This window comes from Pseudomonas sp. KCJK9000, from assembly GCF_046230725.1.
Classification (GTDB): domain Bacteria; phylum Pseudomonadota; class Gammaproteobacteria; order Pseudomonadales; family Pseudomonadaceae; genus Aquipseudomonas; species Aquipseudomonas promysalinigenes.
Window position 1 is genome coordinate 143407 of the sequence record NZ_JBJJLN010000001.1, and the last position, 25710, is coordinate 169116.

Below are 25710 nucleotides of genomic sequence, written 5' to 3' on the forward strand. Positions count from 1 at the left end.
CTAATATCCTGCCCCTGTTCATTATTTCCATATGGGTTGTCCATGAAGTTGTCCCTGCCGCGTTTCGATCAAGCTCCGGTACTGGTGGTCGGCGATGTCATGCTCGATCGCTACTGGCATGGCGGTACTTCGCGGATTTCGCCTGAAGCGCCAGTGCCAGTGGTCAAGGTCGATCAGATCGAAGACCGCCCCGGCGGCGCGGCCAACGTTGCCTTGAACATCGCCGCACTCGGCGCCCCTGCCTCGCTGATCGGTGTCACTGGCCAGGACGAAGCCGCCGACAGTCTGGCCAATAGTCTGCAGGCCGCTGGCGTGCGCTCGGTGTTCCAGCGCATTGCGCATCAGCCGACCATCGTCAAGTTGCGGGTGATGAGCCGTCACCAGCAATTGCTGCGCATCGATTTCGAAGAACCGTTCGCCACCGACCCGCTCACGCTGGGCGCAGAGGTCGACGCGTTGCTTGAAGGCGTCAAGGTGCTGGTCCTTTCCGATTATGGCAAGGGTGCGCTGAAGAACCATCAGCAATTGATTCAGGCTGCTCGTGCCAAGGCTATTCCTGTGCTGGCCGACCCCAAGGGCAAGGATTTCTCGATTTACCGTGGGGCCAGCCTGATCACCCCCAACCTCAGCGAATTCGAAACCATCGTCGGCCGTTGCGCTGATGAAGCCGAGCTGGTCGCCAAAGGCCTGCAACTGCTGCTGGACCTGGACCTCGGCGCGCTGTTGGTAACCCGTGGCGAGCACGGCATGACCCTGCTGCGTACCGGCCACCCGCCGCTGCACTTGCCAGCCCGGGCCCGCGAAGTGTTCGATGTGACCGGTGCCGGTGACACCGTGATCTCTACCCTGGCCGCTGCGATTGCCGCAGGTGAAGACCTCCCGCACGCCGTCGCCCTGGCCAACCTGGCGGCCGGTATCGTGGTCGGCAAGCTGGGTACCGCGGCTATCAGTGCTCCGGAGCTGCGCCGTGCCATCCAGCGTGAAGAAGGCTCCGAGCGCGGTGTACTGGGCCTGGAACAACTGCTGCTGGCCATCGACGACGCGCGGGCGCACAACGAGAAAATCGTCTTCACCAACGGCTGCTTCGATATTCTGCATGCCGGCCATGTCACCTACCTGGAGCAGGCCCGCGCGCAGGGTGATCGCCTGATCGTCGCAGTCAACGACGATGCCTCGGTCAGTCGCCTCAAGGGCCCGGGTCGGCCGATCAACAGCGTTGACCGGCGTATGGCCGTGCTGGCTGGCCTGGGCGCAGTCGACTGGGTCATCAGCTTCCCTGAAGGCACGCCGGAAAACCTGCTCAGCGAGGTCAAGCCTGATGTGTTGGTCAAGGGCGGGGATTATGGCATCGATCAGGTGGTAGGTGCCGATATCGTCAAGGGCTATGGCGGCACCGTGAAAGTGTTGGGGCTGGTGGAGAACAGCTCCACCACGGCCATCGTCGAGAAAATCCGCAAGAACTGACCGAGACGCGGGGCTGCACGGCAGCCCCACAGGCTATTTGTGCAGTGAGGTACGGGCGCGTCGCAGCAGTGCCCGCGCCTTGTCGCCAAAACGCTGCAGATGTGACGCCGGCTTTGCCTTTTGCTCTACCAGGCCCTGCTGCTTTACCCAGTCCTTCCAGCGAATTCTCTCGTCGGCCACTACCCAGCCTTCCTGCTGGGCGAAGCTCTCGGCCAAGTACAGCCCGCGTGTGCTGGCTGGTACCAGTTCATCCTTTTTCAAGGTGTACAGCTCGGCCAATGGCTGCCCGTCCTGCACCGGCATCAGGTAAAGATCCGGCCGCTTGCGATTGAGTCGCGCCACCAGTTGGTCGCCCTCCAACCGCTCATCGACATGGAACAGGCTGAGTTTCTTGGCGTCCCTTGGCACCTGCAGACGCATGTCGTAAATCAGCTGGAGCGAGGCCGTGGGCAGGTGCACATAGGCCCGTGGCCGTTCGAGCAATATCTGGCTGGCGCAGTGCACTGGCCGTGCAGCGCCCGACTCTGGCGTCAGTGTGAATGGCAAGGCTTCGCGATAATGCAGCGCTGCGGCATAAGGGGCGGGGAGCCAAGTGTCGTTGAAGCGCCCGCTGAGCCAACCTTCCGGGGTTTCCAGCAGGCACTCTTCAGCCACCTCCTGCACGGCGGTGTGCAGTGGCAGGTTGAGTTCCTGGGCCGGGACATATCCGGAAATCAATTTCAGCACCACATCGCCGCGATCCTGGCGGCGTTGCCTCACCAACACCCAGTAGTCACGATGTTGCCAGTGCAACGTCAGGCGCACGGACACCCCCAGGTTGGCCAGCTCCACCACGAAGCGCTGCTTGTCGGCAAGCTGGATGGCTCGCCGCCGCTGTTGGGTCTGGGCAAAGTTCAGGGGCATGCCGATGCTCTGGTAGACCAGGCCTTCGGCGGTGGCTTCGACATGTAGGGGCAGCGTTTTGAAGTTGCTCGGGTTCTTGCGGATCAGCGTACGCGCCACGAGGCTCCTCCTTGCGTCGGGTCAGTTCCAGGCCCAGCTGTGGCTGGGTGGCAACTCAATGCTCGCCCAGGATGCGGGCGACCGTGGCCACGTTATGGGCCAGATGCAACGGATTGATAGTGCCGACGATAGCACTGCTGACACCAGGGTGGGCGAACAGCAGTTCGAAGCTGGCCTGTACCGGGTCGACCCCAGGGGCAAGGCAGATATGCCCACTGGCCAGTGCCTTTTTCACCAAAATGGCCTTGCCGTGTTCGGCAGCGTAGTCCAGCACTGGGCGTTCTGCCTGTTCGTTCAGGTTATAGGTGACCATTGCACAGTCGCCCTGTTCCAAGGCCTTCAGGCCGCCGGCAACGGTCTTGCCGGACAGGCCGTAGCCAAGAATCTTACCCTCCTGCTTGAGCGCGGCCAGGGTCTGATAGACCTCCTGCTGTTCAAGAATGGCCAGGTCGTTGCCATCCGAATGCACCAGCACCAGTTCGATACGGTCGGTCTGCAGGCGCTGAAGGCTGCGTTCGACCGAGCGGCGGGTATGGGTTGCGCTGAAATCGAAACTGGACTGCCCGTTCTCGAACTCTTCACCCACCTTGCTGACGATGACCCAGTCATCACGCTGGCCGCGCAGCAATGGCCCCAGGCGCTCTTCGCTAAGGCCATAAGCCGGAGCGGTGTCGATCAGGTTGATGCCCAACCCGCGGGCCTGGCCCAAGAGCAGGCGGGCTTCGTCATCACTTGGGATGGTGAAGCCGTTGGGGTATTTGACGCCTTGATCGCGGCCCAACTTCACCGTGCCCAGGCCCAGCGGCGAAACCATGAAGCCGGTACTGCCCAAGGGGCGATGAAGGCCGTGCAGGGTGGGCAAGGTCATGGCAGCAGTTGCTCCCAGGCTGGTACACCCAGGGCAGGGCGGGGCAGGCCGGACAGGTCGGGCGTGGCAGCAGGGCGCACACCATCGCGATCGAGGCTTGCCAGTACGCGGTCGCTGAAGTCCGGTGCCAAGGCCAGTTTGGTCGGCCAGCCCACCAGCAGGCGCTGCTGCTCGGCCAGGAAGGCGTTGTCTGGGCGCACCAGCCCGGATTGTGCGGGTTCGGCACGATCGACGCGCAGGGTCGCCCAGCGCACTTGGCGCTGATCGACCCAAGGCAGCAGGCTGGCGATTTCCTGCTGCGCGGCGGCGATCTGTGCCGCAGTGTCGCGGGCAACGCCGTCGGCTTCGGCGATATCGCCACCCAGGTACCAGACCCATTGGCCATCGGCGGCCGGGTGAGTGGTGACGGTCACTCGCGGCTTCGGCCCGCCGCCCAGGCAGTGCGCATACAGCGGCTTGAGGTTAGGCCCCTTGGCGATCACCATGTGCAGCGGTCGAGTCTGCATGGCCGGCTGCTCGAGGCCCAGCGCGTGCAGCAGGCCTTCGGTGCCTGCGCCGGCGCTGAGTACGATACGCTGGGCGCGGATTTCGCGGTCGTCGACGCGCAGGCCCACCAGTTCGTCGCCCTCGTGCAAGGGTTCGAGCTGCTTGCCAGCGAGCAGGCTGTCACCTGCCAGCTCGGCCAGGTTCGCCAGCAGGCTAGGGACGTCGACAACCAATTCTGCCAAGCGGTAGACCTTGCCCTTGAAACCACGGTCCTGCAGCGCTGGCGGCAATTGTTCGCCTTTGACCTGATCGACACGGCCACGCACCGCTTTGCTGGCGAAGAAGCTGGTCAGGTTGCCGGCCAGGGTGCCTGGCGACCACAGGTAGTGGGCTTCGGACAGCAAGCGCGTGTGGCTCAGGTCCAGCTCGCCACTGCCAGCCAGCGCCTCACGCCAGCGTCGTGGCATGTCGGCGATGGCTTCGGAGGCGCCGGTCAAGGCACCGTGCAGTGCGTACTTGGTGCCACCGTGAATGATGCCTTGGGACTTGATGGTCTGCTCGCCACCGAGGCTGGCGCGCTCCACCAGCACTGTCGAGTAACCCAGGCGCTGCAGGCGGGCGTTGAGCCACAGGCCTGCGACCCCGGCGCCGACGATCAGCACGTCAGTGGAAATGGCAGATGGCATGGCGGTACCTCGAAGACTGGGACAGCTGCCAAGTATACAGGCTGCCTCAGTGCCCGGCAGTCTTGGAGAACAGCTGAATCACCACCACGCCGCCGACGATCATGGCCATGCCCAGCATGGCTGGCACATCCAGCTTCTGCCCGTACACCACCAAGGCTGCCACGCTGATCAGCACAATGCCCAGCCCGGACCACAGGGCGTAGGCAATTCCCACCGGAATGCTGCGTACCACCAGGGTCAGCATCCAGAACGCGATCCCGTAGCCGACCACCATCAGCAGCAGTGGCAGTGGCGTGCTCAGCCCTTTGACTGCTTTCATCGAAGCGGTGGCAATCACTTCGGCAACGATCGCGATGGCGAGATAGGTGTAGGCATTCATGACAGGATCCTCCGGCTACTGCTGGGCATTCTAGCGCTAGCCCAGATGCGGTAAAGTCATTACCTATCTGTTTTGGAGATGGCTTAATGGCCGAGCGTTGGAGTCTTGAGCAACTGCGTACCTTTTTAAGAGTCGCTGAACTGCGTTCGTTTTCCGCCGTGGCGCGTGAGCAGCGCAAGGCTCAATCGGCCATCAGCAATGCAATTGCTCTGCTAGAGGCTGATCTTGGTGTAACGTTGTTCGAGCGCAGCAGCGGTCGGCAACCGAAACTGACCGAAAACGGTATGGCGTTGCTGGAGGATGCACGTGAACTGCTGCGCCAGTGCGAGCACCTGGATGGCCGCGCCTTGGCCCTGATGCGTGGCCAAGAAGCGCTGCTTCGGGTGGCCCAGGATGAAGCCATGCCGTATCAGCCGGTGATCGACAGCCTGGATGAACTGGCGAGCCGTTTTCCTTACCTTGAGGTGCAACTGGCCAGCGGCGCCCAAGGCGATGTGGCGCGCAAGCTCGCCGAGCGGCGGGCAGACCTGGGGTTGTTTTTTCACCATGAGCGTATTCCAGCCGCTCTGGAGCGGCGTGCGCTGGGCAGCGTGGAGATGGTCACGGTATGTGCGGCGGGGCACCCGCTGGCCGGTGAACGCCGGGTCAACCGCCAGCAATTGGCCCGCCATCGGCAACTGCTGATTACCCCACAACAAAGTGGCTACCCCGGTGGTGAAGCAATCAGCCCGCAGGTGTGGCGGGCCGATAGTTTCTACGCCATGGCCGAGCTGCTGATGCGTGGCCTGGGCTGGGCGTGGCTGCCACGCCATGTGGTGCAGTACCCGACCTACCAGGCGCACATGGTCGAACTCGCCAGCGAATGGCGCCCGCCGGCGCTGGTGGTAGAAATGGCCTGGCGCCGCGACGAGCCGCTCGGGCCAGCCGCGCAATGGTTGGCCGAGCGCTTTGCAGTGCACCTGCGTGCGATCGGGTAAACTGCGCCGCCATGAACAGAACACTCTATACCTTGCTGTTTCACCTGGGCCTGCCGCTGGTTGCGCTGCGCCTGTACCTGCGCGCGCGCAAGGCGCCTGCCTACGGCCAGCGCATCGCTGAGCGCTTTGCCCTTGATCTGCCGGTCATGCACCAGGGTGGCATTTGGGTGCACGCCGTATCGGTCGGTGAAAGCATCGCTGCTGCACCGTTGGTGCGTGCGCTGCTCAAGGCATACCCGGATTCATCGATCACGCTCACCTGCATGACCCCGACCGGGTCCGAGCGTATTCGCGCCATGTTCGCCGATGAACCGCGCATCCAGCATTGTTACCTGCCCTATGACTTGCCGTGGGCGGCCGGGCGGTTCCTGGACCACGTGCGTCCGCGGTTGGGCATCATCATGGAAACCGAACTGTGGCCCAACCACATCCATCAGTGCGCAAAGCGTGGCATCCCCGTGGCCCTGGCCAACGCCCGCTTGTCAGAGCGTTCGGCACGTGGATATGCGCGTTTTGCCAAGCTGACCCGGCCAATGCTTGCCGAAATGAGCTTCATCGCAGTGCAGACAGAGGCTGAGGCGCAGCGCTTTCTTGACCTGGGGGCGCGGGCTGAATGCGTGCAGGTGACTGGCTCGATCAAGTTCGACCTCAAGCTCGATGAGCAATTGGTGCCCCAGGCCAGAGCCCTGCGCGAGCGATGGGGCGCCACCCAGCGCCCGGTATGGATCGCCGCCAGCACCCACGAAGGCGAAGATGCCCTGATTTTGCAGGCCCACCGGCAATTGTTGCAGGTGCATGGGGATGCGCTGCTGATCCTGGTGCCGCGCCATCCTGAACGCTTCAATGCCGTGCATGCCTTGTGCGCTGCGCAGTTCGCCACGGTACGCCGCTCCAGTGGCGCAGCGGTAACGGCCCAGGCCCAGGTGCTGTTGGGCGACACCATGGGTGAGTTGCTGTTCCTCTACGCGCTCGCCGACATTGCATTCGTGGGGGGCAGCCTGGTCGCTACGGGGGGGCATAACCCACTGGAGCCCGCCGCGTTGGCGTTGCCGGTGCTGATGGGGCCCCACGTGTTCAATTTCCTTGAAATCAGCGCGATGTTGCGCGAAGCCGGCGCTTTGCAGCAGGTCGATAATGCCGATGGGCTGGCAGAAGCCGTGCGGCGCTTGATCGAGCTGCCGCAGGATGCACAGCGCATGGGTGAGGCGGGCCGGGCGGTGATGAGGGCCAACCAAGGCGCCTTGCAGCGTCTGCTGGAGGGCCTTGCCCGTTTGCTGCGCGACTGACCCGGCTTCTGCGTAGGGCTTGCGCCAAAAGGCTGGGCGTGGGCCCTCACGCAGATGCTCAGGGGGTGGGCTTTCATTCGGCCAGCGGATACCAGGCGACGAAGCCTTGGCTACCGACATACCCGCAGAGTGCTAACTCGTTGGAGCCAACCAGGTCGCACCCCAGTACGGTTGAGTTCACTTGCGCTACCACTAGGCCGCCGGGGAAATCATCGGCAACCGTGCCATCGGCATGGCGGGAGGCGATGTAGTAGCGAGCGTCACGATTCTGCTCGGTCGTTTGCCCCAGACCATAGATGCGCTGCTGTGCGCTTTGGTCTGTGCGGGACATGACATACCTCAAGTCGGCTTCGCGGTTTGCCGGCGCTATCACCACTGGCTTGAGCAGCAGACTACCGTTGGTTTTGAGGCGAGCCAGGCATCCACGATTGTTGCCGTCGGTGTCGGTTACCCCGACTACGTTCAGCGACTGACCATCTTCACCTGGCGCAAGCGCTAGCAGCTTGGTCGCGATGCTCACCATGCCACCTTCACCAAAGCTTTCGTCCAGTTCACCCTGCGGCGTGTAGGCCGCCACCGTGCCACCTTGCCGATGCTGACCAGTGAGGTAAAGGCGCTTGCCCAGCACAATGGCGCTGGTAGCTTCGAAGTTAGACGGTTCGAGCACGCCGTCTTTGGCGAACGAGGTGTCCAGTGTGCCTGCCGATGTCAGTTTCAGTACGAGACCTGTTTCGGCCGGGGAGAGTAGATAGCCACCATCGGCTAGGGTGGCGGCACCAGCACCCGTCATGCCGACAGAGGCAATGCGCTGACGGCAAGATGCGGCCTTATGGTTCGCCGGTGACGCCGTGTAGCGTGAATCATTGAAAATGAACAGTCCCTGGTCGGCAAAGCTGCCGTCCAGGCTTCCAGAAGCCAAGCAGCGGGCAGCCGCTGGATAGATGCCCTGCTCAGCGAAAAGTACGCCGCTTATAAAGATCTTCGCGTGCTCTTGGGCGTTGGATGGCTCTAGATGCACAGACAGTGCGTAGAAAATCGCCTGCTCGTCGAAGGCATGCTCGATCAAGCCGCTTTCATTGAAAGAAGTATCGAGCTCACCATCGGGCAGCAGGCGAGCCAGAGTGAATTTGCCATCTTCCTGCGCAGAGTTGCCCACCACCAGCAGCTTGCCTTCAGCTGCAGGGCAAAGGGCGCCCAACCATTCGGTGAAGTTGTACTGTATTAACCGGGGCGCGCGCGGCGTAGTCTGAGGATTGTTGTGCATGCTGGCCTCTCTCCAAGCGGTGGGTCAGCCACTACGCTATGAGAAAAGGCCAGTACGCGAAACTGACAGAAATACTAGTCAGGAGGGTTGGCCTGGGTGATGCCTTTCAAGGCGTCGAGGGCCTGCGCTCGAAGTTTTTCGCCGCCGCCGCCGCCAGGTCCGGTGGTAGGAAGTCCTTGTCCGGGTTGTAGTCCGGTTTCAGGTACTGCCTGAGGTCTTGCAGATCCTGCGGGCTCAGCGTGCCGGCTGCCTGTTTCAGGCTCAGGTTATCCAGAATGTAGTCATAGCGGCTGTTGTTGTAGTCACGCACCGATGTGTACAGCTGGCGCTGTGCGTCGAGCACGTCGACGATGTTGCGTGTGCCAACCTGGTAGCCGATCTCGGTGGCCTCCAGCGCGCTCTGGTTGGAGATGATCGACTGCTTGCGGGCCTGCACCTGTTCCACGTCGGTATTCACCGCGCGATGCAGGTTGCGGGTGTTCTCGACTACCTGGCGGCGCAGACTTTCGCGCTGCTGCTCGCTCTGGGTCAGGCGGGCGTAGGCCTCACGGACCTGCGAGCTGGTCAAGCCACCGCTATAGATCGGGATGTTCAGCTGCAGGCCGACGCTGGTCTGCTCCACATCGCCGCTGTAGCGCTGGCCGAACGGTGATGGGTTGTTGAAGCCCAGGTTATCGTTGTCGCCTTTCTGGTATTTGGCCACGGCATCGAGGGTCGGCGCATGGCCGGCCTTGCGCTGGCGCAGGGTTTGCTCGGCGGCGGCCACGGCGTAGTTGGTGGCCAGCAGGTTGAGGTTCTGCCGGCCAGCGGTTTCCACCCAGGCTTTGGCGTCGTTAGGGGTCGGCACCCTGACCGGTAGCGTGTGCACCACGCCCTGGATCGAGCTGTATTCGCGGTTGGTCAGCGTGACCAACGCCTCGAAGGCATCCTGTACCTGGCGCTCGGCGATGATCCGGTTGGCGCGGGCGGTGTCGTAGCTGGCCTGGGACTGCAACACGTCGGTCTTGTCGGAAAGGCCGACATCGAAGCGTTCGTTGGATTGGTCCAGCTGGCGCTTGAGGGCTGCTTCCTCGGCCTTGGTCGCAGCAAGATTGTCCTGGGCACGCAATACGGAGAAGTAGTTTTGGGCCGTTTGCAGAATCAGGTTCTGTTCGGTGGCCGACAATTGCAGCGCCGCCTGTTCATCGACCGCTTCAGCAGCCTGAAGCTGGAACCAGCGATCGGCGCGGAAGATCGGTTGCGCCAGGGTAGCGCTCCACGTGTTGCCGCTGCGGTTGGCCGTAGCCGAAGGCTGGTCGATTTTGGTGCGGGTGTTGAGCATCTCGGCGCCGGCCGAAAGGTTGGGCAGCAGGCCAGCCCTGGCCTGCGGTACGACTTCTTTCTGCGCGCCGTAATCGGCACGTGCGGCAGCAAGATCGGCGTTGTTGTCGACAGCTTCCTGGTAAACACTCACCAGGTCGGTCTTTACCGTCGTGGGCATGTCAGCTGCCCAGACCCCTGTATTGGACGCACAAGACACGGCTATTGCCAGTGAAAGTTTGCGCAGCATAGAGGCAATCCTTGTACGAAAAATTTAATTACTGAACTGTTGAGTATCGAACGATGGGCCAGTGTAGTGCCATGCGCATCTGCCAACAATCACAGGCTCTGCCTTTCATCCCCCTGGCCATTTACCCGCTTGGCTTTACCGGCCACACCAGTCTAGACTGCGCAGGTTCTTGTCGGGGTGCCTTGAAGCAAAGGCTGAGATCGCAGAGGTGCGGATCCCGTTGAACCTGATCAGGTTAGCGCCTGCGTAGGGAACAAGATTGCTCGCCTTCCCGGGGAGCCTCTTGTGCCAGGTCCGGGAATGTCGCAGCTGCATGCAGCTTCAGGCACCCCCATTATCTGGCACTGCACTGATCAAGAGTGCGTCCATGCCGTTCAGGTTCACCCCGACATTCCACTGCTAGGAAGCCGTCTGGAGAGCCTGTGATGAGCCAACAAGAAAAAACGATCAACCTCAGCGAGTCGGCGCAAGTCGATCAGCAATCCGTGCAACCCTTCCCACGTTCGCGCAAGGTTTATGTCGAAGGCTCGCGCCCGGACATCCGCGTACCCATGCGTGAAATCAGCCTGGACGACACACCGACCGACTTCGGCGGCGAAACCAATGCCCCCGTGCTGGTCTATGACACCTCCGGCCCCTATACCGATCCCAACGTCATCATCGACGTGCGCAAGGGCCTGGCCGACGTGCGTTCAGCCTGGATCGAGGCCCGTGGCGACACCGAGCGACTGGATGGCCTGAGCTCCGAATTCGGGCAGCAGCGGCTGAACGATGCGCAATTGGCCAAGCTGCGCTTCGCCCATGTGCGCAACCCGCGCCGGGCCAAGCCCGGCGCCAATGTTTCACAGATGCACTACGCTCGCCAGGGCATTATCACCGCCGAGATGGAGTACGTGGCCATCCGCGAGAACATGAAGCTGCAAGAGGCGCGCGCCGCCGGTCTGCTCAACGAGCAGCACGCAGGCCACAGCTTCGGGGCCAACATTCCCAAAGAGATCACCCCGGAGTTCGTTCGCCAGGAAGTCGCCCGCGGCCGTGCGATTATCCCGGCCAACATCAACCACCCGGAGCTGGAGCCGATGATCATTGGCCGCAACTTCCTGGTGAAGATCAATGGCAACATCGGCAACAGCGCCCTGGGCTCCTCGATCGAAGAAGAAGTGGCCAAGCTGACCTGGGGCATTCGCTGGGGCTCGGACACCGTCATGGACTTGTCCACCGGCAAGCACATTCATGAAACCCGTGAGTGGATCATCCGCAATTCGCCGGTACCGATCGGCACCGTGCCAATCTACCAAGCACTGGAAAAGGTCAACGGCGTGGCCGAGGACCTGACCTGGGAGCTGTTCCGCGACACGTTGATCGAACAGGCCGAGCAGGGGGTCGATTACTTCACCATCCACGCCGGGGTGCTGCTGCGCTATGTACCGCTGACCGCCAAGCGCGTCACCGGCATCGTCAGCCGCGGCGGCTCGATCATGGCCAAGTGGTGCCTGGCCCATCACAAGGAAAACTTCCTGTACACGCACTTCGACGAGATCTGCGAAATCATGAAGGCCTACGACGTCAGCTTCTCCCTTGGCGACGGCCTGCGCCCGGGTTCGATCGCTGACGCCAACGATGCGGCCCAGTTCGGTGAGCTGGAAACCCTGGGCGAGCTGACCAAGATCGCCTGGAAACACGATGTGCAATGCATGATCGAAGGCCCTGGCCATGTGCCAATGCAACTGATCAAGGAAAACATGGACAAGCAGCTCGAATGCTGCGACGAGGCGCCGTTCTACACCCTTGGCCCACTGACCACCGACATCGCACCCGGTTATGACCACATCACCTCGGGCATTGGTGCGGCCATGATCGGCTGGTTTGGCTGTGCCATGCTCTGCTATGTCACCCCTAAAGAGCACCTGGGCCTGCCGAACAAGGATGATGTGAAGACCGGCATCATCACTTACAAGATCGCCGCCCACGCCGCGGATCTCGCCAAAGGCCACCCTGGTGCGCAGATCCGCGACAACGCTTTGTCCAAGGCGCGTTTCGAGTTCCGCTGGGAAGACCAGTTCAACCTGGGCCTTGACCCAGACACCGCGCGAGCTTTCCACGACGAAACCCTGCCAAAGGAGTCGGCCAAGGTCGCCCACTTCTGCTCGATGTGCGGGCCTAAGTTCTGTTCGATGAAAATCACCCAGGAAGTGCGTGAATACGCCGCCAAGATCGAAACCGTCGATGTGACGGTCGAGCAAGGCATGCGTGAGCAGGCCGAGCGGTTCCGCCAGGAAGGCAGCCAGCTTTATCACAAGGTGTAACTGGCTTTATAGCGGCCTAGAACCGGCCGGCTCTTCGTGGGTGACCCCGCGAACAGGCCTGCCGGCTCAGCAAATACCTCAACACTTTCGGCGATCACAACAATGACCACCCCAAGCCAATTTTCCCCCGACCACCCGGTCCCCACCCACCAACGCATCTTCGGTGCCCGTGACCTTTTCTCGCTATGGTTCTCCCTGGGCATCGGCCTGATGGTGCTACAGGTCGGTGCCATGCTGGCGCCGGGGCTGGGCCTTGCCGGCGCGGTGCTGGCCATTGCCTTGGGCACCGGTGTCGGGGTGCTGCTGCTGGGGGCTGCCGGTGTCATCGGCAGCGACACCGGCCTGTCGGCCATGGGTACCCTGAAACTGAGCCTGGGCCGCCACGGCGCACGCCTTCCGGCTCTGCTCAACCTGCTGCAATTGGTGGGTTGGGGAGCCTTCGAGATCATCGTCATGCGCGATGCCGCCAGCCTGCTGGGCGCGCGGGCATTCGGTGAAGACAGTGCTTGGAACAGCCCGATGCTCTGGACCCTGTGCTTCGGCGCCTTGGCCACCTTGTTGGCGGTCAGCGGGCCCTTGGCGTTCGTGCGCAAGGTGTTGCGCGCCTGGGGGATCTGGCTGTTGCTGGGGGCGTGCCTGTGGCTGACCTGGAACCTGTTCGCCAAGGCCGACCTTGGGCAATTGTGGAACCGCGCCGGGGACGGTTCGATGTCCCTGGCCGTAGGCTTCGACATCGCCATCGCCATGCCGCTTTCGTGGTTGCCGCTGATTGCTGACTACTCGCGCTTCGCGCGCAACGGCAAGCATGTGTTCGGTGGCACCGTGGTTGGCTATTTCATCGGCAACACCTGGCTGATGAGCCTGGGCGTGGCCTACACCCTGGCATTTGCCGCCAGTGGTGAGGTCAATGCGCTGCTGCTTGCCCTGGCAGGCGCGGGCATGGGTATACCGCTGCTGCTGATTTTGCTGGACGAGTCGGAAAAAGCCTTCGCCGACATTCACTCGGCGGCTGTTTCAACTGGTGTGTTGCTGCCGCTCAAGGTAGAGCACCTGGCGTTGGCTATCGGCGTGCTGTGCACCTTGATCGCCCTGCTGGCGCCATTGGCCCAGTACGAGAACTTCCTGCTGTTGATCGGCTCGGTGTTCGCACCGTTGTTCGGCGTGGTGCTGATGGACCACTACGTGATCCGTCGGCGGCGCCTGCCCGCCCAGGTCGAGGGGTTGCACTGGCAGGCGCTGGTGGCTTGGGTTGTGGGCGTGGTGGCCTATCACCTGATCGCCGCCAAGGCGCCGGAGCTGGGCGCTACCCTGCCAGCACTGTTGCTGGCAGGTGGCTTGCACGGGCTGCTGAGCTTCAGCCGCGGCCGGGAAACAGCTCGGGCTTGAGGATGCCGTTCAGGCGCGGATAGGGGATTTTCAGTTCTACGTGGCCCATGGAATAGGGCGCAATGGCATACACCTCGTACTTCACCACGACTGCGCCGTAGGTCAGGGCGATGTGTGGCGAGCGCTTGAATGGCCAGGTCTTGACGAACTCGGCGTCCTTGTCCATGCCAACGCTGATCAGCCAGGCGCGGTGGGACTCCTCGACGGTCTTCCAGAAGGCTTGCTCCTGGCCTGGCACCAGCATGTCCTGCAGGGTCAGGACCTTGTCCAGCTTGCGCGAGTAGTTGATGAAACCGCGCCCCGGCATACCGTGGGCGCCGCCACTGTCCAGGTAGCTGGACAGCTCGATGATCACCAGCCCGTCATGCTGCTCGCGTACCTTGGCTTGCAAGTAGCTGCTGTTGCGTTTGTCGGCACTGGCCAGGTATTGCTGCTCGTAGGCCTGCAGGGAGCTTGGCGCGGTGCCATGCTGATTGTCTTCGGTCAGTTGCAGCAGGCGTTTTTCGACAATGGCGTCGAGCTTGGGCTGGGCCGGGAAATGAACGGTGTCGATGTTCACCAGCGGGCAGTCGCTGGCGCTGCAGCCGGGCTTGACGTGCTCCCAGGCATCACGCTTGACCTCCAGCGGGGTCCGGTAGTTGGGCGCGAACAGGCTCTGGCAGGCGCCCAGAGCGAGTGCCAGCACGGCCACGGAAGTCAGTTTGACGAGTGTCATGATGATCCTTGCAGAACAGGGAAAAGTCGGACTATGACCGTCTGCGCGGCCTTCGGTTCGCCACTAAGCTAACAGAGTGAAGACGTACTGTCCCGAGTGTGCGAACGGTTGCCGGAAAGGGGTGAAACGCGCAAGCGTGCAGAGTAGGATGGCGCGATGCGGTATTCGAGGTAGATGGGGGTTGCAATGACAGATACGTTGAATTCGGTGCCCAAGGCGGTCGAGATCGTCAACCGGGCCAACTGTTTCAAGGGCTTTTACAAACTCGACAAAGTGCAGCTGCGCCACGAACTGTTCGCTGGCGGCATGGGCCGCGAGATCAGCCGTGAACTGTTCGTGCGCCACGACGCAGTGTGCGTGCTGCCCTACGACCCGCTGCGCGATGAAGTGGTGTTGATCGAGCAGTTTCGCGTGGGCGCTCTGGAAAAAATCGATAACCCTTGGCTGATCGAAATGGTCGCCGGGCTGATCGACAAGGACGAGCAACCAGAAGAAGTCGCCCATCGCGAAGCCGAAGAAGAGGCGGGGCTGAGTTTCAGCGCCTTGTGGCCCATGACTCGCTACTTCCCCTCTCCTGGTGGTAGCGATGAGTACGTCCACCTGTTTCTGGGGCGTTGCAGCAGCGAAAGCGCCGGGGGCCTGCATGGGCTCGAAGAAGAGGGCGAGGACATTCGCGTGCGGGTCTGGTCGTTCGAGGATGCGCTACAGGCAGTGCGTGACGGGCGCATCTGCAACGCGGCGACCATCATCGGCCTGCAGTGGCTGGCGCTGAACAAAGATGAAGTTCGAGGTATGTGGAAGTGAACCTTTTGCGTGAGCGCTATCGGGTCGATCTGGCCGGGCTGCAGGCAGCCTGCGAGGCCAACTATGCCAGGCTCATGCGCCTGCTGCCCGATATGCGTACAACGCAGAGTTCCCGGCGCATTGGCATGACCCAGGGTGACCAGATGCTGGGCGTGCTGGTGCTCGATGTGCTGTTGGCTTGCCCTTACACCACCACCGTGCGCGTGCGCCAGGAGCACAGCCTGCCATGGCTGCCGGTGCCTCAGCTGGAGGTGCAGGTGTATCACGATGCGCGCATGGCCGAGGTGATCAGCGCCGAGCATACCCGGCGCCTGCGCAGCATCTACCCCTACCCCAACAAGGCCATGCACCAGCCGGACGAAAAGGCGCAGCTCAATCTGTTTCTGGGTGAATGGCTCAGCCACTGCCTGGCCTGCGGCCATGAACTGGCAAGTGTGCGCTGAAATGTGATTCGCTTCGCCAGCGAGTGTTTGCTCGCCGCCAGCGCGGGCTCATAATTGGTGCAGTACCTGTTGGAGGAGACGGCCGTTGCCGCACCCAGACCCCTGCCCAGCACCCGTGCACGTGGTGCAACTGACCGACGCCCATTTGTTCGCCAGCCCGGCGGGCACGATGCTCGGTCTCAATACCCGTGAGAGCCTGCGCCATGTGGTTGCACAGGTCCGCAGGGAACAGCCGTGCGTCGACCTGTTGCTCTGTACGGGCGACCTGTCCCAGGACGGCAGTGTGGCGTCGTATGAAGCCTTTCGCCAATTGACCGGGGAAATCGCCGCGCCTACCCGGTGGCTTGCGGGAAACCACGACGAAGCCAGGCTCATGGCCGAAGTGGCGCCAGAGCTCGTGCAATCGGTCACCGATATTGGCCGTTGGCGGGTGGTGATGCTGAACTCGGCGGTGCCAGGGGCCACCCACGGTTTGCTTGCCCAGGACCAGCTGTCGATCCTCGATGACGCGCTGGCCACGGCCGGCGAGCGCTATTGCCTGGTGTGCTGCCACCATCAGCCGGTAGATGTGGGTTGCGCCTGGATAGCCCCGATTGGGTTGCGCAATGCCGATCAACTGTTGCAGCGCCTGCGCAGCCACCCACAGGTAAAGGCCTTGCTCTGGGGGCATATCCATCAGCCGTGGGATGAACGGCGTGACGGCTTGCGCTTGCTGGCTACGCCGTCGACCTGCATCCAGTTTGCGGCGGGCAGTGAGGCTTTCAAGGTCAGCGAAGAGCAACCGGGGTATCGCTGGCTGCGCCTGCATGCCGATGGGCGGTTGGAAACCGGCGTGCAACGGGCCACTGACTTTACCGTGCAGCTGGATTTCGACAGCCCAGGCTATTGATACATTGGGGGCGAGCAATCGCGCCGGCTGCCGGATGAAAGTGTTGCGAAATAGGCCATCCAGCGCCAAAACCCGGCGAACACGCTACACTGCGCGTCCCTGCGCCCGTATCAATGGGCGCGAAGCCGCAGATTTCGGGGGCAGCATGTCGGGTTCCATCCTCTATATCCATGGCTTCAACAGTTCGGCACAGTCCACCAAGGCGCGCCAGCTGGCGGCTGTCATGCAGCAGATGGGCCTGTCGCAGCAGCTGCGCATCCCGGACCTGCACCACCACCCGCGCCAGGCCATGATCCAGCTCGAAGCTGCCCTCGCCGAACTCGGGGCGCCCCTGCTGGTAGGCAGTTCGCTCGGCGGCTACTATGCCACGCACCTGGCCGAGCGCCATGGGCTCAAGGCGCTGCTGGTCAATCCGGCGGTCACTCCCCACACCCGGTTTGACGGTTACCTGGGTACCCAGCGCAACCATTACACGGGCCAGGCCTGGGAGCTGACCCTGGACCATGTGCAGGCGTTGGCCGAGCTCGAAGTGCCGGCTCCGACCGAGCCAGGCCGCTATCAGGTGTGGTTGCAGACCGCCGACGAAACCCTGGACTACCGCCATGCCCAGCAGTACTACCGGGCGTGCGCCCTGCGCATTCAGGCCGGTGGCGACCACAGTTACCAAGGCTTCGCTGAGCAGTTGCCAGGGCTGCTGGCTTTCGCTGGCATTGCCCGGCAGCAGTATGCGGCGCTCGATTTTTCTGTATTTTGATCTTTTTGCATTCACCAGACTGACGACGAGAACCCATGGCCAATCCCAGCGCTAGCGCTTATAACGCAGACGCCATCGAAGTCCTCTCCGGCCTCGACCCGGTGCGTAAACGCCCGGGTATGTATACCGATACCAGCCGGCCCAACCACCTGGCCCAGGAAGTCATCGACAACAGTGTCGACGAAGCCCTGGCCGGTCACGCCCGTTCGGTGCAGGTCATCCTGCACGCTGATCATTCCTTGGAGGTCAGCGACGACGGCCGTGGCATGCCGGTGGATATCCACCCTGAGGAGGGTGTGTCAGGGGTCGAACTGATCCTCACCAAGCTGCATGCTGGTGGCAAGTTCTCCAACAAGAACTACCAGTTCTCCGGCGGCCTGCATGGCGTGGGTATTTCGGTGGTCAATGCCCTTTCGACCCAAGTGCGCGTGCGTGTCAAACGCGACGGCAACGAATACCAGATGACCTTTGCCGACGGCTTCAAGGCCAGTGAGCTGGAAGTGGTCGGCACGGTCGGCAAGCGCAACACCGGTACCAGTGTGTATTTCAGCCCCGACCCGAAGTACTTCGATTCCGCGAAGTTCTCCATCAGCCGGCTCAAGCATGTACTCAAGGCCAAGGCCGTACTGTGCCCAGGCCTGCTGGTCAGCTTCGAAGACAAAGCCAGCGGTGAAAAGGTCGAGTGGCATTACGAAGACGGCCTGCGCTCTTACCTGGTCGATTCTGTCAGCGAGTTCCAGCGCCTGCCTGACGAGCCATTCTGCGGCAGCCTGGCAGGTAACAAGGAGGCCGTGGACTGGGCGCTGCTGTGGCTGCCCGAGGGCGGTGACAGCGTTCAGGAAAGCTATGTCAACCTGATTCCCACCGCCCAGGGCGGTACCCACGTCAACGGTCTGCGCCAAGGCTTGCTCGATGCCATGCGCGAATTCTGCGAGTTCCGCAACTTGCTGCCGCGCGGGGTGAAGCTGGCGCCTGAAGACGTCTGGGAGCGCATCACCTTTGTGCTCTCGATGAAGATGCAGGAGCCCCAGTTCTCTGGCCAGACCAAGGAGCGTCTGTCATCCCGCGAGGCTGCAGCGTTCGTCTCCGGTGTGGTCAAGGACGCTTTCAGCCTGTGGCTCAACGCCCACCCTGAGCTTGGCATGCAGCTGGCGGAACTTGCCATCAGCAACGCCGGCCGGCGCTTGAAGGCCAGCAAGAAGGTCGAGCGCAAGCGCATCACCCAAGGCCCGGCGTTGCCTGGCAAGCTGGCCGATTGCGCAGGGCAGGACCCAATGCGTGCCGAGCTGTTCCTGGTGGAGGGTGATTCGGCCGGTGGTTCGGCCAAGCAGGCGCGTGACAAGGAGTTCCAGGCCATCCTGCCGCTGCGCGGCAAGATCCTCAACACCTGGGAGGTGGACGGCGGCGAGGTGCTGGCCAGCCAGGAAGTGCATAACATCGCCGTGGCGATCGGTGTAGACCCTGGGGCGGCCGATCTGTCGCAGCTGCGTTACGGCAAGATCTGCATCCTCGCCGACGCCGACTCCGACGGCTTGCACATCGCTACCTTGCTATGCGCCCTGTTTGTCCAGCACTTCCGCCCGTTGATCGAGGCCGGCCACATCTACGTGGCCATGCCGCCGCTGTATCGCATCGACTTGGGCAAGGAAATCTACTACGCCCTGGATGAAGCCGAGCGAGACGGTATCCTCGACCGCCTGGTGGCCGAGAAGAAGCGCGGCAAACCGCAGGTTACCCGCTTCAAGGGCCTGGGTGAGATGAACCCGCCGCAGCTGCGTGAAACGACCATGGACCCGAACACCCGGCGCCTGGTCCAGCTGACCTTGGACGATGTACAGAGCACCACCGAAATCATGGATATGCTGCTGGCCAAGAAGCGCGCAGGCGACCGCAAGAGCTGGCTGGAAACCAAAGGCAATCTTGCTGAGGTACAGGTTTGATCCGTCTGCTGGTCGCGGCCTGTCTAACGCTGGTGGCCTTGCCGAGCCTGGCTGCCAACTGGCCTGAACTCAAGTTGGCCTCCGAGCACCCTATCGAGGGTATGCGCGGGGGCAACTTGTCAGGCCTGGCCGCATGCCGTGGTGGGCTTTGGGGTGTTTCCGATCGTGATGACGATCGCATCTACCGCTTTGACCAGCAGAATGCCGTCTGGCGCGCCCAGCCGCTGACATTCACGCCACCGCCGGTGCCCGAAAGCGGCCTGCCGTGGGGGTTGAAGTCGCGAAACTGGGCGGCGTCCTACATCCGGGGTGGCGAACTGGATTATGAAGGCATCACCTGTGACCAGGCGGGCAACCTCTATCTGGTCAGCGAAGCCCACGCCGCGGTGCTGCAACTGCCGACCGAGGGTGAGCCGAGCTGGTTGAGGATCGACCCGGCAATGGTGCGTCAGGCCCGTGCCAGTGGCATGCTGCTCAATTTCAATGCGTTGTTCGAGGGTTTGGCCATCAGTCCGGCAGGTGACCGTTTGTGGCTTGCAGCCGAGCGTGAACGCCGGGGGCTGGTGGCCATCGAGCGCCAGCAGTCGGTTTGGACGTGCGGGCGCAGTTGTGTGCTGCTCAGCGAAGCCGGCGTCGAAATGCAGCCAGCGCAGATGCCCAACCCCCGTGCGCTGTCGCGAGACTTTGCCGACCTTGCCTGGTTCGAAGGCAAGCTGTTCACCCTCGAGCGAAACGCCTACCGGGTATGCCGTCGTGATGCCAATGATGGCAAGGTCGAGCGTTGCTGGTCGTTCGCAGCCGAGGCCTTGGTGCCCCAGCGCCTCTATGATCAGCCGTTCGGCCTGGCCGAAGCGTTGGTGATCGATGCCAAAGGCGCGTGGATCGGCCTGGACAACAACAACGGTGACCGTGCCGATGGCGAAAACCGGCCGATCGTCTGGCGCTTCCACGCACCACCAGGTGGCTGGAGCGCTACGCCATGAGTCAGCCAGCGGGCAAGCGTGCCGGCAAGATACTGTTGATCCTCGCCTGGGCGGCGGGCCTGTTCCTGGCCACGCGCTTTTTCGGGCAGTGGGAAGACCACCAGCGCAACCCGAACGCTCAGGTGCAATCCGAGCACGGTGACGGTTTCATCGAAATACGCCTGGTTGGCAACGGCCAGGGGCATTTCGTGGCCGATGGTGCGATCAACGGCCAAAGCGTGCATTTCATGCTCGATACCGGCGCCACCGATGTGGCGATTCCAGAGTCATTGGCCCAGGGCCTTGGCCTGCAGCGTGGCAGCTCTGTGGTGCTGAGCACCGCCAACGGCCGTACCGAAGGCTATCGAACGCGCCTGAACAGCCTGCAGTTGGGGGATATCCGGCTGCACGATGTGCGCGCCCTGGTAGTGCCTGCCCTGGACGGGGAGACCGTGCTGCTGGGCATGAGCGCCCTCAAACAACTTGAATTTACCCAGCGCGGCGGCACCATGCTGCTGCGCCAGAACCTGAAATGACGAGGCCCGCATGAGCGACCCATTGGAACTCAGCCTGGATGGCGTCGAACGCCGCTCGCTGGCTGACTACACCGAACAGGCCTACCTCAACTATTCCATGTACGTGATCATGGACCGGGCCTTGCCGCATATCGGCGACGGCCTCAAGCCGGTGCAGCGGCGCATCGTCTACGCCATGAGCGAGTTGGGGCTCGATGCCGACGCCAAGCACAAGAAATCCGCCCGAACCGTCGGCGACGTGCTCGGCAAGTTCCACCCTCACGGCGACTCGGCCTGCTACGAAGCCATGGTGCTGATGGCACAGCCATTCAGTTACCGGTACACCCTGGTCGATGGCCAGGGCAACTGGGGTGCGCCGGATGACCCTAAATCCTTCGCGGCCATGCGCTACACCGAGGCGCGTCTGTCGCGCTATTCGCAAGTGCTGCTCAGTGAAGTGGGGCAGGGTACCGTCGACTGGGCGCCAAACTTCGACGGCACCCTGCAGGAGCCTGCTGTTCTGCCGGCGCGCCTGCCCAACATCCTGCTCAATGGCACCACCGGTATCGCGGTGGGCATGGCCACCGACGTGCCGCCGCACAACTTGCGGGAAGTGGCCAGCGCCTGTGTGCGCCTGCTCGATGAGCCCAAGGCCACCATCGAGCAGCTGTGCGAGCACATCCAAGGCCCTGACTACCCGACCGAGGCTGAGATCGTCACCCCCCGCGCGGAAATCCAGAAGATTTACGAAAGCGGCCGTGGCTCCATTCGCATGCGAGCCGTTTACCGGGTCGAGGACGGTGATATCGTCGTGACGGCGCTGCCGCACCAGGTTTCCGGGGCCAAAGTGCTGGAGCAGATCGCTGCGCAGATGCAGGCCAAGAAACTGCCGATGGTGGCCGACCTGCGTGACGAGTCGGACCATGAGAACCCCTGCCGTATTGTCATCATTCCGCGCTCCAATCGCGTCGATGCCACCGAATTGATGCAGCACCTGTTCGCCACCACTGACCTGGAAAACAGCTATCGGGTCAACGTCAATATCATTGGCCTCGACGGCCGCCCGCAGCTCAAGAACCTGCGTGCGCTGCTGCTGGAGTGGCTGGAGTTCCGTACCAACACCGTGCGCCGCCGCCTCCAGCACCGCCTGGACAAAGTGCAGAAGCGGCTGCACCTGTTGGAAGGCTTGCTCACTGCGTTCTTAAACCTGGATGAAGTGATCCACATCATCCGTACCGAGGAGCATCCCAAACAGGCTCTGATCGAGCGCTTCCAGCTAACGGAAATCCAGGCCGACTACATACTCGAGACGCGTCTGCGGCAATTGGCGCGCCTGGAAGAGATGAAAATCCGTGGCGAACAGGATGAACTGCTCAAAGAACAGGCCAAGCTGCAAGCCCTGCTGGGCAGCGATGCCAAGCTGCGCAAGCTGGTGCGTAGCGAGCTGATCAAGGACGCCGAGACTTACGGTGATGACCGCCGCTCGCCGATCGTCGAGCGCGCCGAAGCCAAGGCGCTTTCGGAAAACGAACTGATGCCGACTGAGCCTGTGACCGTAGTGCTGTCGGAAAAGGGCTGGGTGCGTTGTGCCAAAGGCCATGATATCGACGCTACCGGGTTGTCCTACAAAGCTGGCGACGGTTTCAAGGCTGCCGCCGCCGGGCGCTCCAATCAGTTCGCGGTGTTGATCGACTCTACGGGGCGCAGTTATTCGCTGCCGGCCCATAGCCTGCCATCGGCACGTGGCCAGGGCGAGCCGCTGACCGGCCGCCTGACGCCACCGCCAGGGGCGACCTTCGAATGCGTGCTGTTGCCGGAGGATGACGCCTTGTACGTGGTGGCATCCGACGCCGGTTACGGCTTCGTGGTCAAGGGTGAGGACTTGCAGGCCAAGAACAAGGCTGGCAAAGGGCTGCTTAGCCTGCCCAACGGCGCCAAGGTCATGAGCCCGCGCCCGGTGGCCGATCGAGAGCAGGACTGGCTTGCGGCGGTGACCACTGAGGGGCGGCTTCTGGTGTTCAAGGTTTCCGACTTGCCACAACTGGGCAAAGGTAAGGGCAACAAGATCATTGGTGTGCCGGGCGATCGAGTTGCCAGCCGTGAAGAGTTCGTCACCGATCTGGCAGTGATTGCAGAGGGTGCGACCCTTGTATTGCAAGCCGGCAAGCGTACGCTTTCGCTCAAGCCGGACGACCTTGAGCACTACAAAGGTGAGCGTGGTCGGCGCGGTAGCAAATTGCCACGTGGCTTCCAGCGGGTCGACAGCCTTCAGGTGGAGATGCTGGGATAGCGCTTGGCAATGTCTGGAACGGCATTTTCAGCGCCGTTGCGGGCAGAAACGCTGGAGTCGAACGGATATTTCGCGGATGATAGTGCCCCTGTGGGGCCGGCGTCGCCGTGTGCCCTGACGAATCTCTATCAGTATCACTGCGGTTTGCCTGGTGGCGACCGCCTGGATGGGTTGAATGAAATTCCTGCGCCTTCCATTTGCGCTGTTGATGACGGGTTTACTGGGGCTGGCCGGGTGCAGCGTGCACCAGCCAGTCGCCCTGTACCAACTCGACAGCGGTGATCCTGGCCAGCCCACGCAAAGTGCGGGCATGGCCGTTGTGCTCGGCCCCGTGTCGGTGGCCGATTACCTTCAGCGCGAAACCTTCTTGCAGCGTCAGGCCGATGGCAGCCTGAGTTCGGCGACCGATGGTCGTTGGGCCGGTAGCCTCTCGTCGGACATCGACCAGTTACTGGTGCGGCAGCTGGCCTGGCGCCTGGACAGCCAGCGCGTGGTGCTGGCCCCGGCCAGCAGCGGCTTCAGCCCGGACGTGCAAGTACTGCTGTCGATCACCCGCCTGGATTCGGGCAAAAACCAGCCTGCCGTGCTCGATGCACAATGGCGTCTGCTGGACCGCCGAGGCCGGGTGCGTGACAACCGCATCGTCCACTTGGAGCAGCCCCACGAGGGCAGTGAGTCGTCCCAGGTCCAGGCCCAAGGGCAATTACTGCAAAAGCTTGCCGAGCAGCTCAGCACCGCGGTTAAGCCGCTGGCCAATCAGCCAGCGATTGCTGAAGAAGCGCCAAAGAAGCCCGCCGCGCCGGTACAGGTCAGGAAAGAACCAGAAAAGTCGAAGATCCCTATGGCTTCGCCGATCCGTACGGATATGGAAGTCTATCGGTTCTGACCGAACACCCGCATCAATGCCCGCCATTTAGCGTGGTGCTGTTCATTTGAGAATGCCGGGGCCGCTTGCGGCCCTTCGCACCATGCATCCCTCACAGGCCTGCACAAGGCAAGAGACCAGCCCAACCTGTGGGCGCGGCTTTAGCCGCGAACACTGGCACCAACCGGTGCCATCAGGACGTTGCCATGTTCGCGGTTGAATCCGCCTGAGGGGGCGCACAAGATGCAGTCACCCTGTGGGCGAGCTCAACCGCAGTAATGCCGCCGTGCAGTCAGGCCCGGCGCTCGTGCATTCGGGCCAGCTGACGTTCCAGCATCGATGGGTAGGGTTCCATCAGCCGTTCTACGCAGCATGCGCCTTCAGGGCTGGCGATGGGGCGAATGCGGGCGCGCTTGCGAATCAGCTCGTCGTCACTGATCTGGCGCTCCACCAGCAGCAGGTTGCGGCTGTGCTGAGACAGCGCCAGGGCATCCTGAGCCTTTTCGGCCATCAGCAGGTCGACCTGCTCCAGCCCTTGCAAGTCGTCGCCCAGAGCTAGGCCCAGTTGCAGTTGCAAGGTGATGCCGCTGTCAGCCACTTCGATTTGCAGAGCATGGCCCAGCGCGCGCAACAGCTCGCCGCAACAGATGGCATTGGTCAGGTAATCCTCGCCGCAGTCGCGGCTGTGGAAAAGCACCAGGGTGCTGCCATCGTTCAATGTGTGGATTTCGCCTTCATACAATGAAGCTGCCTGCTCAAGGCAACCGCGATAGCGTTCCAGCAGCTCGGTCAGGCGTGAGCGCGGCAGCCTGCGCAGTTGCTCCTGCGAGCCCAGTTGCACGGCTAGCACGGCGGTATTCTGGGGCTCATCGGACTCCACTACCGCCGTGTTGGCTGCAGGTTGCTTGTCGTCATCGAGTAGCCCGGCGAACGCCTCGTCGTCCTCTTCATCTGCCTGGACCACAGCCTTGGCGCGTTGCGCGGGTTTCAGCGGGGCGTCTTCATCCAGCTCGAAGGCATCTTCGTCTTCTTCCTCAGGCTCTGGCTCCGGTGGTGGAGGCGGGGCCAGACGGGCATGCAGCTGGCGGGCGATGTCGCCAATCTCGTCCTGACGGTCGATGGCCGGCGTGTACGGATGCGGGTCACGCAGCCAGACTCTCAGTTGCAGCAACGGCAGGGTGATGTGCCGGCCTTGCCGCAGGCTCAGGCTCAATGCCAGGGCCAGCAGGATGGCGGCGAGGATGCCCATGCTCTGCAAGCTGATCAGCATCGGCTGCTGGAACTGGCTCATGTCCAGGCTGATACGCAGCTGCCCGGCGGTGACGTCCTGGAAGGTGATCTTCGTCTGGTAAAGGCCTTCGGCCTCGCCCAGCAAGCTATTACGTGGGCGCTGGCCTGCCTCGGCGAGGATGCGGTTGTCCACGCTGTAGATGGCCGCGTGGGCCACCAGCGGATTCTTCACCAGGTTGCCCAGCAGCACGTTGAGGCTGAGGATGTCATTGGACACCAACAGTTCGGTCGCCGAAGTGGCCGTCTGGATGGTCAGGCTCTGGCCCAGGGCGTCCGCCTGTTCGTGCATGGCCTGCTTGAACTGCAGGCCCATCACGCAGGCATAGATCACCAGTGCCAGTGCCACCAGGAATATGTTCGTGGTGGCGATGCGCAGTGCCAGAGGCACGCGACGTTGGCGCAGGGCTCGGAAGATCATGATGAAGAAATTGTCGGTTTTGACTGGCGTGGGCCGGTTCACAGAGCTCGGCTCTTAATGGCATGAAAGTGTCGGCAGTATAGCGAGCAGTGTTTTGTCGGCAAAGTAGAGTTGGCGCCCGATGGTCATGGAAAATCGGTAGAATGCGCATTTTTCATCGAAGTCGGAGCCA

At 62.4% G+C, this 25710-nt stretch carries 22 protein-coding genes and 1 riboswitch; of the genes, 14 read left to right on the forward strand and 8 right to left on the reverse strand.

Features of this window, described 5'->3' with window-relative positions; genetic code table 11:
* The first annotated feature begins 42 nt into the window (after positions 1–42).
* Complete coding sequence (hldE, locus tag ACK59H_RS00605; RefSeq protein ID WP_060479268.1) at positions 43–1464, forward strand: bifunctional D-glycero-beta-D-manno-heptose-7-phosphate kinase/D-glycero-beta-D-manno-heptose 1-phosphate adenylyltransferase HldE; 1422 nt, start codon at positions 43–45, stop codon at positions 1462–1464.
* A gap of 33 nt (positions 1465–1497) precedes the next feature.
* Here the strand turns inward: hldE and ACK59H_RS00610 are convergent, their stop codons facing one another.
* Genes ACK59H_RS00610 through ACK59H_RS00625 form a run of 4 tightly spaced genes read right to left on the reverse strand, consistent with a single transcriptional unit; the run spans position 1498 to position 4885 of the window.
* A complete protein-coding gene (locus tag ACK59H_RS00610; protein WP_060479267.1) occupies positions 1498–2466 on the reverse strand; it encodes a hypothetical protein in 969 nt (322 codons plus the stop codon).
* 55 nt (positions 2467–2521) lie between these two features.
* On the reverse strand, positions 2522–3334 hold the full coding sequence (locus ACK59H_RS00615) for an aldo/keto reductase (RefSeq protein ID WP_060479266.1): 813 nt from the start codon (positions 3332–3334) through the stop codon (positions 2522–2524).
* Positions 3331–4506, reverse strand: coding sequence for an FAD-dependent oxidoreductase (locus ACK59H_RS00620; protein WP_060479265.1), 1176 nt, complete (start codon positions 4504–4506; stop codon positions 3331–3333). Before ACK59H_RS00620 ends, ACK59H_RS00615 begins: the two co-directional genes overlap by 4 nt.
* A 46-nt stretch (positions 4507–4552) precedes the next feature.
* Positions 4553–4885, reverse strand: a complete 333-nt coding sequence (locus ACK59H_RS00625; protein ID WP_060479264.1) for a multidrug efflux SMR transporter — start codon at positions 4883–4885, stop codon at positions 4553–4555.
* A gap of 86 nt (positions 4886–4971) precedes the next feature.
* On the opposite strand from ACK59H_RS00625, the gene ACK59H_RS00630 reads away from it, so the two are divergent.
* On the forward strand, positions 4972–5862 hold the full coding sequence (locus ACK59H_RS00630) for a LysR family transcriptional regulator (protein ID WP_060479263.1): 891 nt from the start codon (positions 4972–4974) through the stop codon (positions 5860–5862).
* A gap of 11 nt (positions 5863–5873) precedes the next feature.
* Positions 5874–7148, forward strand: coding sequence for a lipid IV(A) 3-deoxy-D-manno-octulosonic acid transferase (gene waaA / locus ACK59H_RS00635; RefSeq protein WP_409264164.1), 1275 nt, complete (start codon positions 5874–5876; stop codon positions 7146–7148).
* A gap of 73 nt (positions 7149–7221) precedes the next feature.
* Here the strand turns inward: waaA and ACK59H_RS00640 are convergent, their stop codons facing one another.
* Positions 7222–8412 carry a delta-60 repeat domain-containing protein gene (locus ACK59H_RS00640; protein ID WP_060479261.1) on the reverse strand — a complete coding sequence of 397 codons (1191 nt, stop codon included), beginning with the start codon at positions 8410–8412 and terminating at the stop codon, positions 7222–7224.
* A 106-nt stretch (positions 8413–8518) separates the two neighbouring features.
* A complete protein-coding gene (locus ACK59H_RS00645) occupies positions 8519–9961 on the reverse strand; it encodes a TolC family outer membrane protein (RefSeq protein WP_060479260.1) in 1443 nt (480 codons plus the stop codon).
* Positions 9962–10124: 163 nt separating this feature from the next.
* A riboswitch (TPP riboswitch) is annotated at positions 10125–10231 on the forward strand.
* A gap of 155 nt (positions 10232–10386) precedes the next feature.
* Here ACK59H_RS00645 and thiC point away from each other — a divergent pair.
* Positions 10387–12267, forward strand: a complete 1881-nt coding sequence (thiC, locus tag ACK59H_RS00650; RefSeq protein ID WP_060479259.1) for a phosphomethylpyrimidine synthase ThiC — start codon at positions 10387–10389, stop codon at positions 12265–12267.
* Between the two features lie 102 nt (positions 12268–12369).
* The gene (cytX, locus tag ACK59H_RS00655; RefSeq protein WP_060479258.1) at positions 12370–13653 is read left to right on the forward strand and encodes a putative hydroxymethylpyrimidine transporter CytX; all 1284 of its coding nucleotides are present in this window, start codon (positions 12370–12372) and stop codon (positions 13651–13653) included.
* On the opposite strand, the gene ACK59H_RS00660 is transcribed toward cytX, so the two are convergent.
* Positions 13622–14368: an RsiV family protein gene (locus ACK59H_RS00660; RefSeq protein WP_060479257.1), complete on the reverse strand. Its 747-nt coding sequence runs from the start codon at positions 14366–14368 to the stop codon at positions 13622–13624. The genes cytX and ACK59H_RS00660 overlap by 32 nt on opposite strands.
* A 186-nt stretch (positions 14369–14554) precedes the next feature.
* Between ACK59H_RS00660 and ACK59H_RS00665 the strand changes: the two genes are divergently transcribed.
* The 9 genes from ACK59H_RS00665 to ACK59H_RS00705 all read left to right on the forward strand — a co-directional run bounded on the left by ACK59H_RS00665 (position 14555) and on the right by ACK59H_RS00705 (position 23851).
* Positions 14555–15172: an NUDIX domain-containing protein gene (locus tag ACK59H_RS00665; RefSeq protein WP_060479256.1), complete on the forward strand. Its 618-nt coding sequence runs from the start codon at positions 14555–14557 to the stop codon at positions 15170–15172.
* On the forward strand, positions 15163–15615 hold the full coding sequence (locus tag ACK59H_RS00670; RefSeq protein WP_060479255.1) for a DUF1249 domain-containing protein: 453 nt from the start codon (positions 15163–15165) through the stop codon (positions 15613–15615). The genes ACK59H_RS00665 and ACK59H_RS00670 overlap by 10 nt, the downstream gene beginning before the upstream one ends.
* 85 nt (positions 15616–15700) lie before the next feature.
* The gene (gene cpdA, locus ACK59H_RS00675; protein ID WP_060479254.1) at positions 15701–16504 is read left to right on the forward strand and encodes a 3',5'-cyclic-AMP phosphodiesterase; all 804 of its coding nucleotides are present in this window, start codon (positions 15701–15703) and stop codon (positions 16502–16504) included.
* 145 nt (positions 16505–16649) lie between these two features.
* Positions 16650–17258 (forward strand): YqiA/YcfP family alpha/beta fold hydrolase, encoded by a 609-nt coding sequence (locus tag ACK59H_RS00680; protein ID WP_060479282.1) that lies wholly within the window; start codon positions 16650–16652, stop codon positions 17256–17258.
* A gap of 35 nt (positions 17259–17293) precedes the next feature.
* Positions 17294–19198: a DNA topoisomerase IV subunit B gene (gene parE, locus ACK59H_RS00685; protein ID WP_060479253.1), complete on the forward strand. Its 1905-nt coding sequence runs from the start codon at positions 17294–17296 to the stop codon at positions 19196–19198.
* Positions 19195–20181 carry an esterase-like activity of phytase family protein gene (locus ACK59H_RS00690; RefSeq protein ID WP_409264166.1) on the forward strand — a complete coding sequence of 329 codons (987 nt, stop codon included), beginning with the start codon at positions 19195–19197 and terminating at the stop codon, positions 20179–20181. Before parE ends, ACK59H_RS00690 begins: the two co-directional genes overlap by 4 nt.
* Positions 20178–20696 carry a TIGR02281 family clan AA aspartic protease gene (locus ACK59H_RS00695; RefSeq protein ID WP_409264167.1) on the forward strand — a complete coding sequence of 173 codons (519 nt, stop codon included), beginning with the start codon at positions 20178–20180 and terminating at the stop codon, positions 20694–20696. The genes ACK59H_RS00690 and ACK59H_RS00695 overlap by 4 nt, the downstream gene beginning before the upstream one ends.
* Before the next feature lie 10 nt (positions 20697–20706).
* Entirely contained in the window at positions 20707–22965 is a 2259-nt protein-coding gene (gene parC, locus ACK59H_RS00700) for a DNA topoisomerase IV subunit A (protein WP_060479250.1), read from the forward strand.
* A 175-nt stretch (positions 22966–23140) separates the two neighbouring features.
* Positions 23141–23851: a membrane integrity-associated transporter subunit PqiC gene (locus ACK59H_RS00705; protein WP_060479249.1), complete on the forward strand. Its 711-nt coding sequence runs from the start codon at positions 23141–23143 to the stop codon at positions 23849–23851.
* Between the two features lie 271 nt (positions 23852–24122).
* Here ACK59H_RS00705 and ACK59H_RS00710 read toward each other — a convergent pair whose 3' ends face one another.
* Positions 24123–25580, reverse strand: a complete 1458-nt coding sequence (locus tag ACK59H_RS00710) for a hypothetical protein (RefSeq protein ID WP_060479248.1) — start codon at positions 25578–25580, stop codon at positions 24123–24125.
* Between the last annotated feature and the right edge of the window lie 130 nt (positions 25581–25710).

Coding starts and splice junctions, on each gene's coding strand:
- ACK59H_RS00630 (WP_060479263.1), top strand. CDS start 4,972: ATGGCCGAGCGTTGGAGTCTTGAGCAACTGCGTACCTTTTTAAGAGTC.
- ACK59H_RS00620 (WP_060479265.1), bottom strand. CDS start 4,506: ATGCCATCTGCCATTTCCACTGACGTGCTGATCGTCGGCGCCGGGGTC.
- waaA (WP_409264164.1), top strand. CDS start 5,874: ATGAACAGAACACTCTATACCTTGCTGTTTCACCTGGGCCTGCCGCTG.
- parE (WP_060479253.1), top strand. CDS start 17,294: ATGGCCAATCCCAGCGCTAGCGCTTATAACGCAGACGCCATCGAAGTC.
- thiC (WP_060479259.1), top strand. CDS start 10,387: ATGAGCCAACAAGAAAAAACGATCAACCTCAGCGAGTCGGCGCAAGTC.
- ACK59H_RS00645 (WP_060479260.1), bottom strand. CDS start 9,961: ATGCTGCGCAAACTTTCACTGGCAATAGCCGTGTCTTGTGCGTCCAAT.
- ACK59H_RS00660 (WP_060479257.1), bottom strand. CDS start 14,368: ATGACACTCGTCAAACTGACTTCCGTGGCCGTGCTGGCACTCGCTCTG.
- ACK59H_RS00625 (WP_060479264.1), bottom strand. CDS start 4,885: ATGAATGCCTACACCTATCTCGCCATCGCGATCGTTGCCGAAGTGATT.
- ACK59H_RS00640 (WP_060479261.1), bottom strand. CDS start 8,412: ATGCACAACAATCCTCAGACTACGCCGCGCGCGCCCCGGTTAATACAG.
- ACK59H_RS00695 (WP_409264167.1), top strand. CDS start 20,178: ATGAGTCAGCCAGCGGGCAAGCGTGCCGGCAAGATACTGTTGATCCTC.
- hldE (WP_060479268.1), top strand. CDS start 43: ATGAAGTTGTCCCTGCCGCGTTTCGATCAAGCTCCGGTACTGGTGGTC.
- ACK59H_RS00665 (WP_060479256.1), top strand. CDS start 14,555: ATGACAGATACGTTGAATTCGGTGCCCAAGGCGGTCGAGATCGTCAAC.
- cytX (WP_060479258.1), top strand. CDS start 12,370: ATGACCACCCCAAGCCAATTTTCCCCCGACCACCCGGTCCCCACCCAC.
- ACK59H_RS00615 (WP_060479266.1), bottom strand. CDS start 3,334: ATGACCTTGCCCACCCTGCACGGCCTTCATCGCCCCTTGGGCAGTACC.
- parC (WP_060479250.1), top strand. CDS start 20,707: ATGAGCGACCCATTGGAACTCAGCCTGGATGGCGTCGAACGCCGCTCG.
- ACK59H_RS00680 (WP_060479282.1), top strand. CDS start 16,650: ATGTCGGGTTCCATCCTCTATATCCATGGCTTCAACAGTTCGGCACAG.
- ACK59H_RS00705 (WP_060479249.1), top strand. CDS start 23,141: ATGAAATTCCTGCGCCTTCCATTTGCGCTGTTGATGACGGGTTTACTG.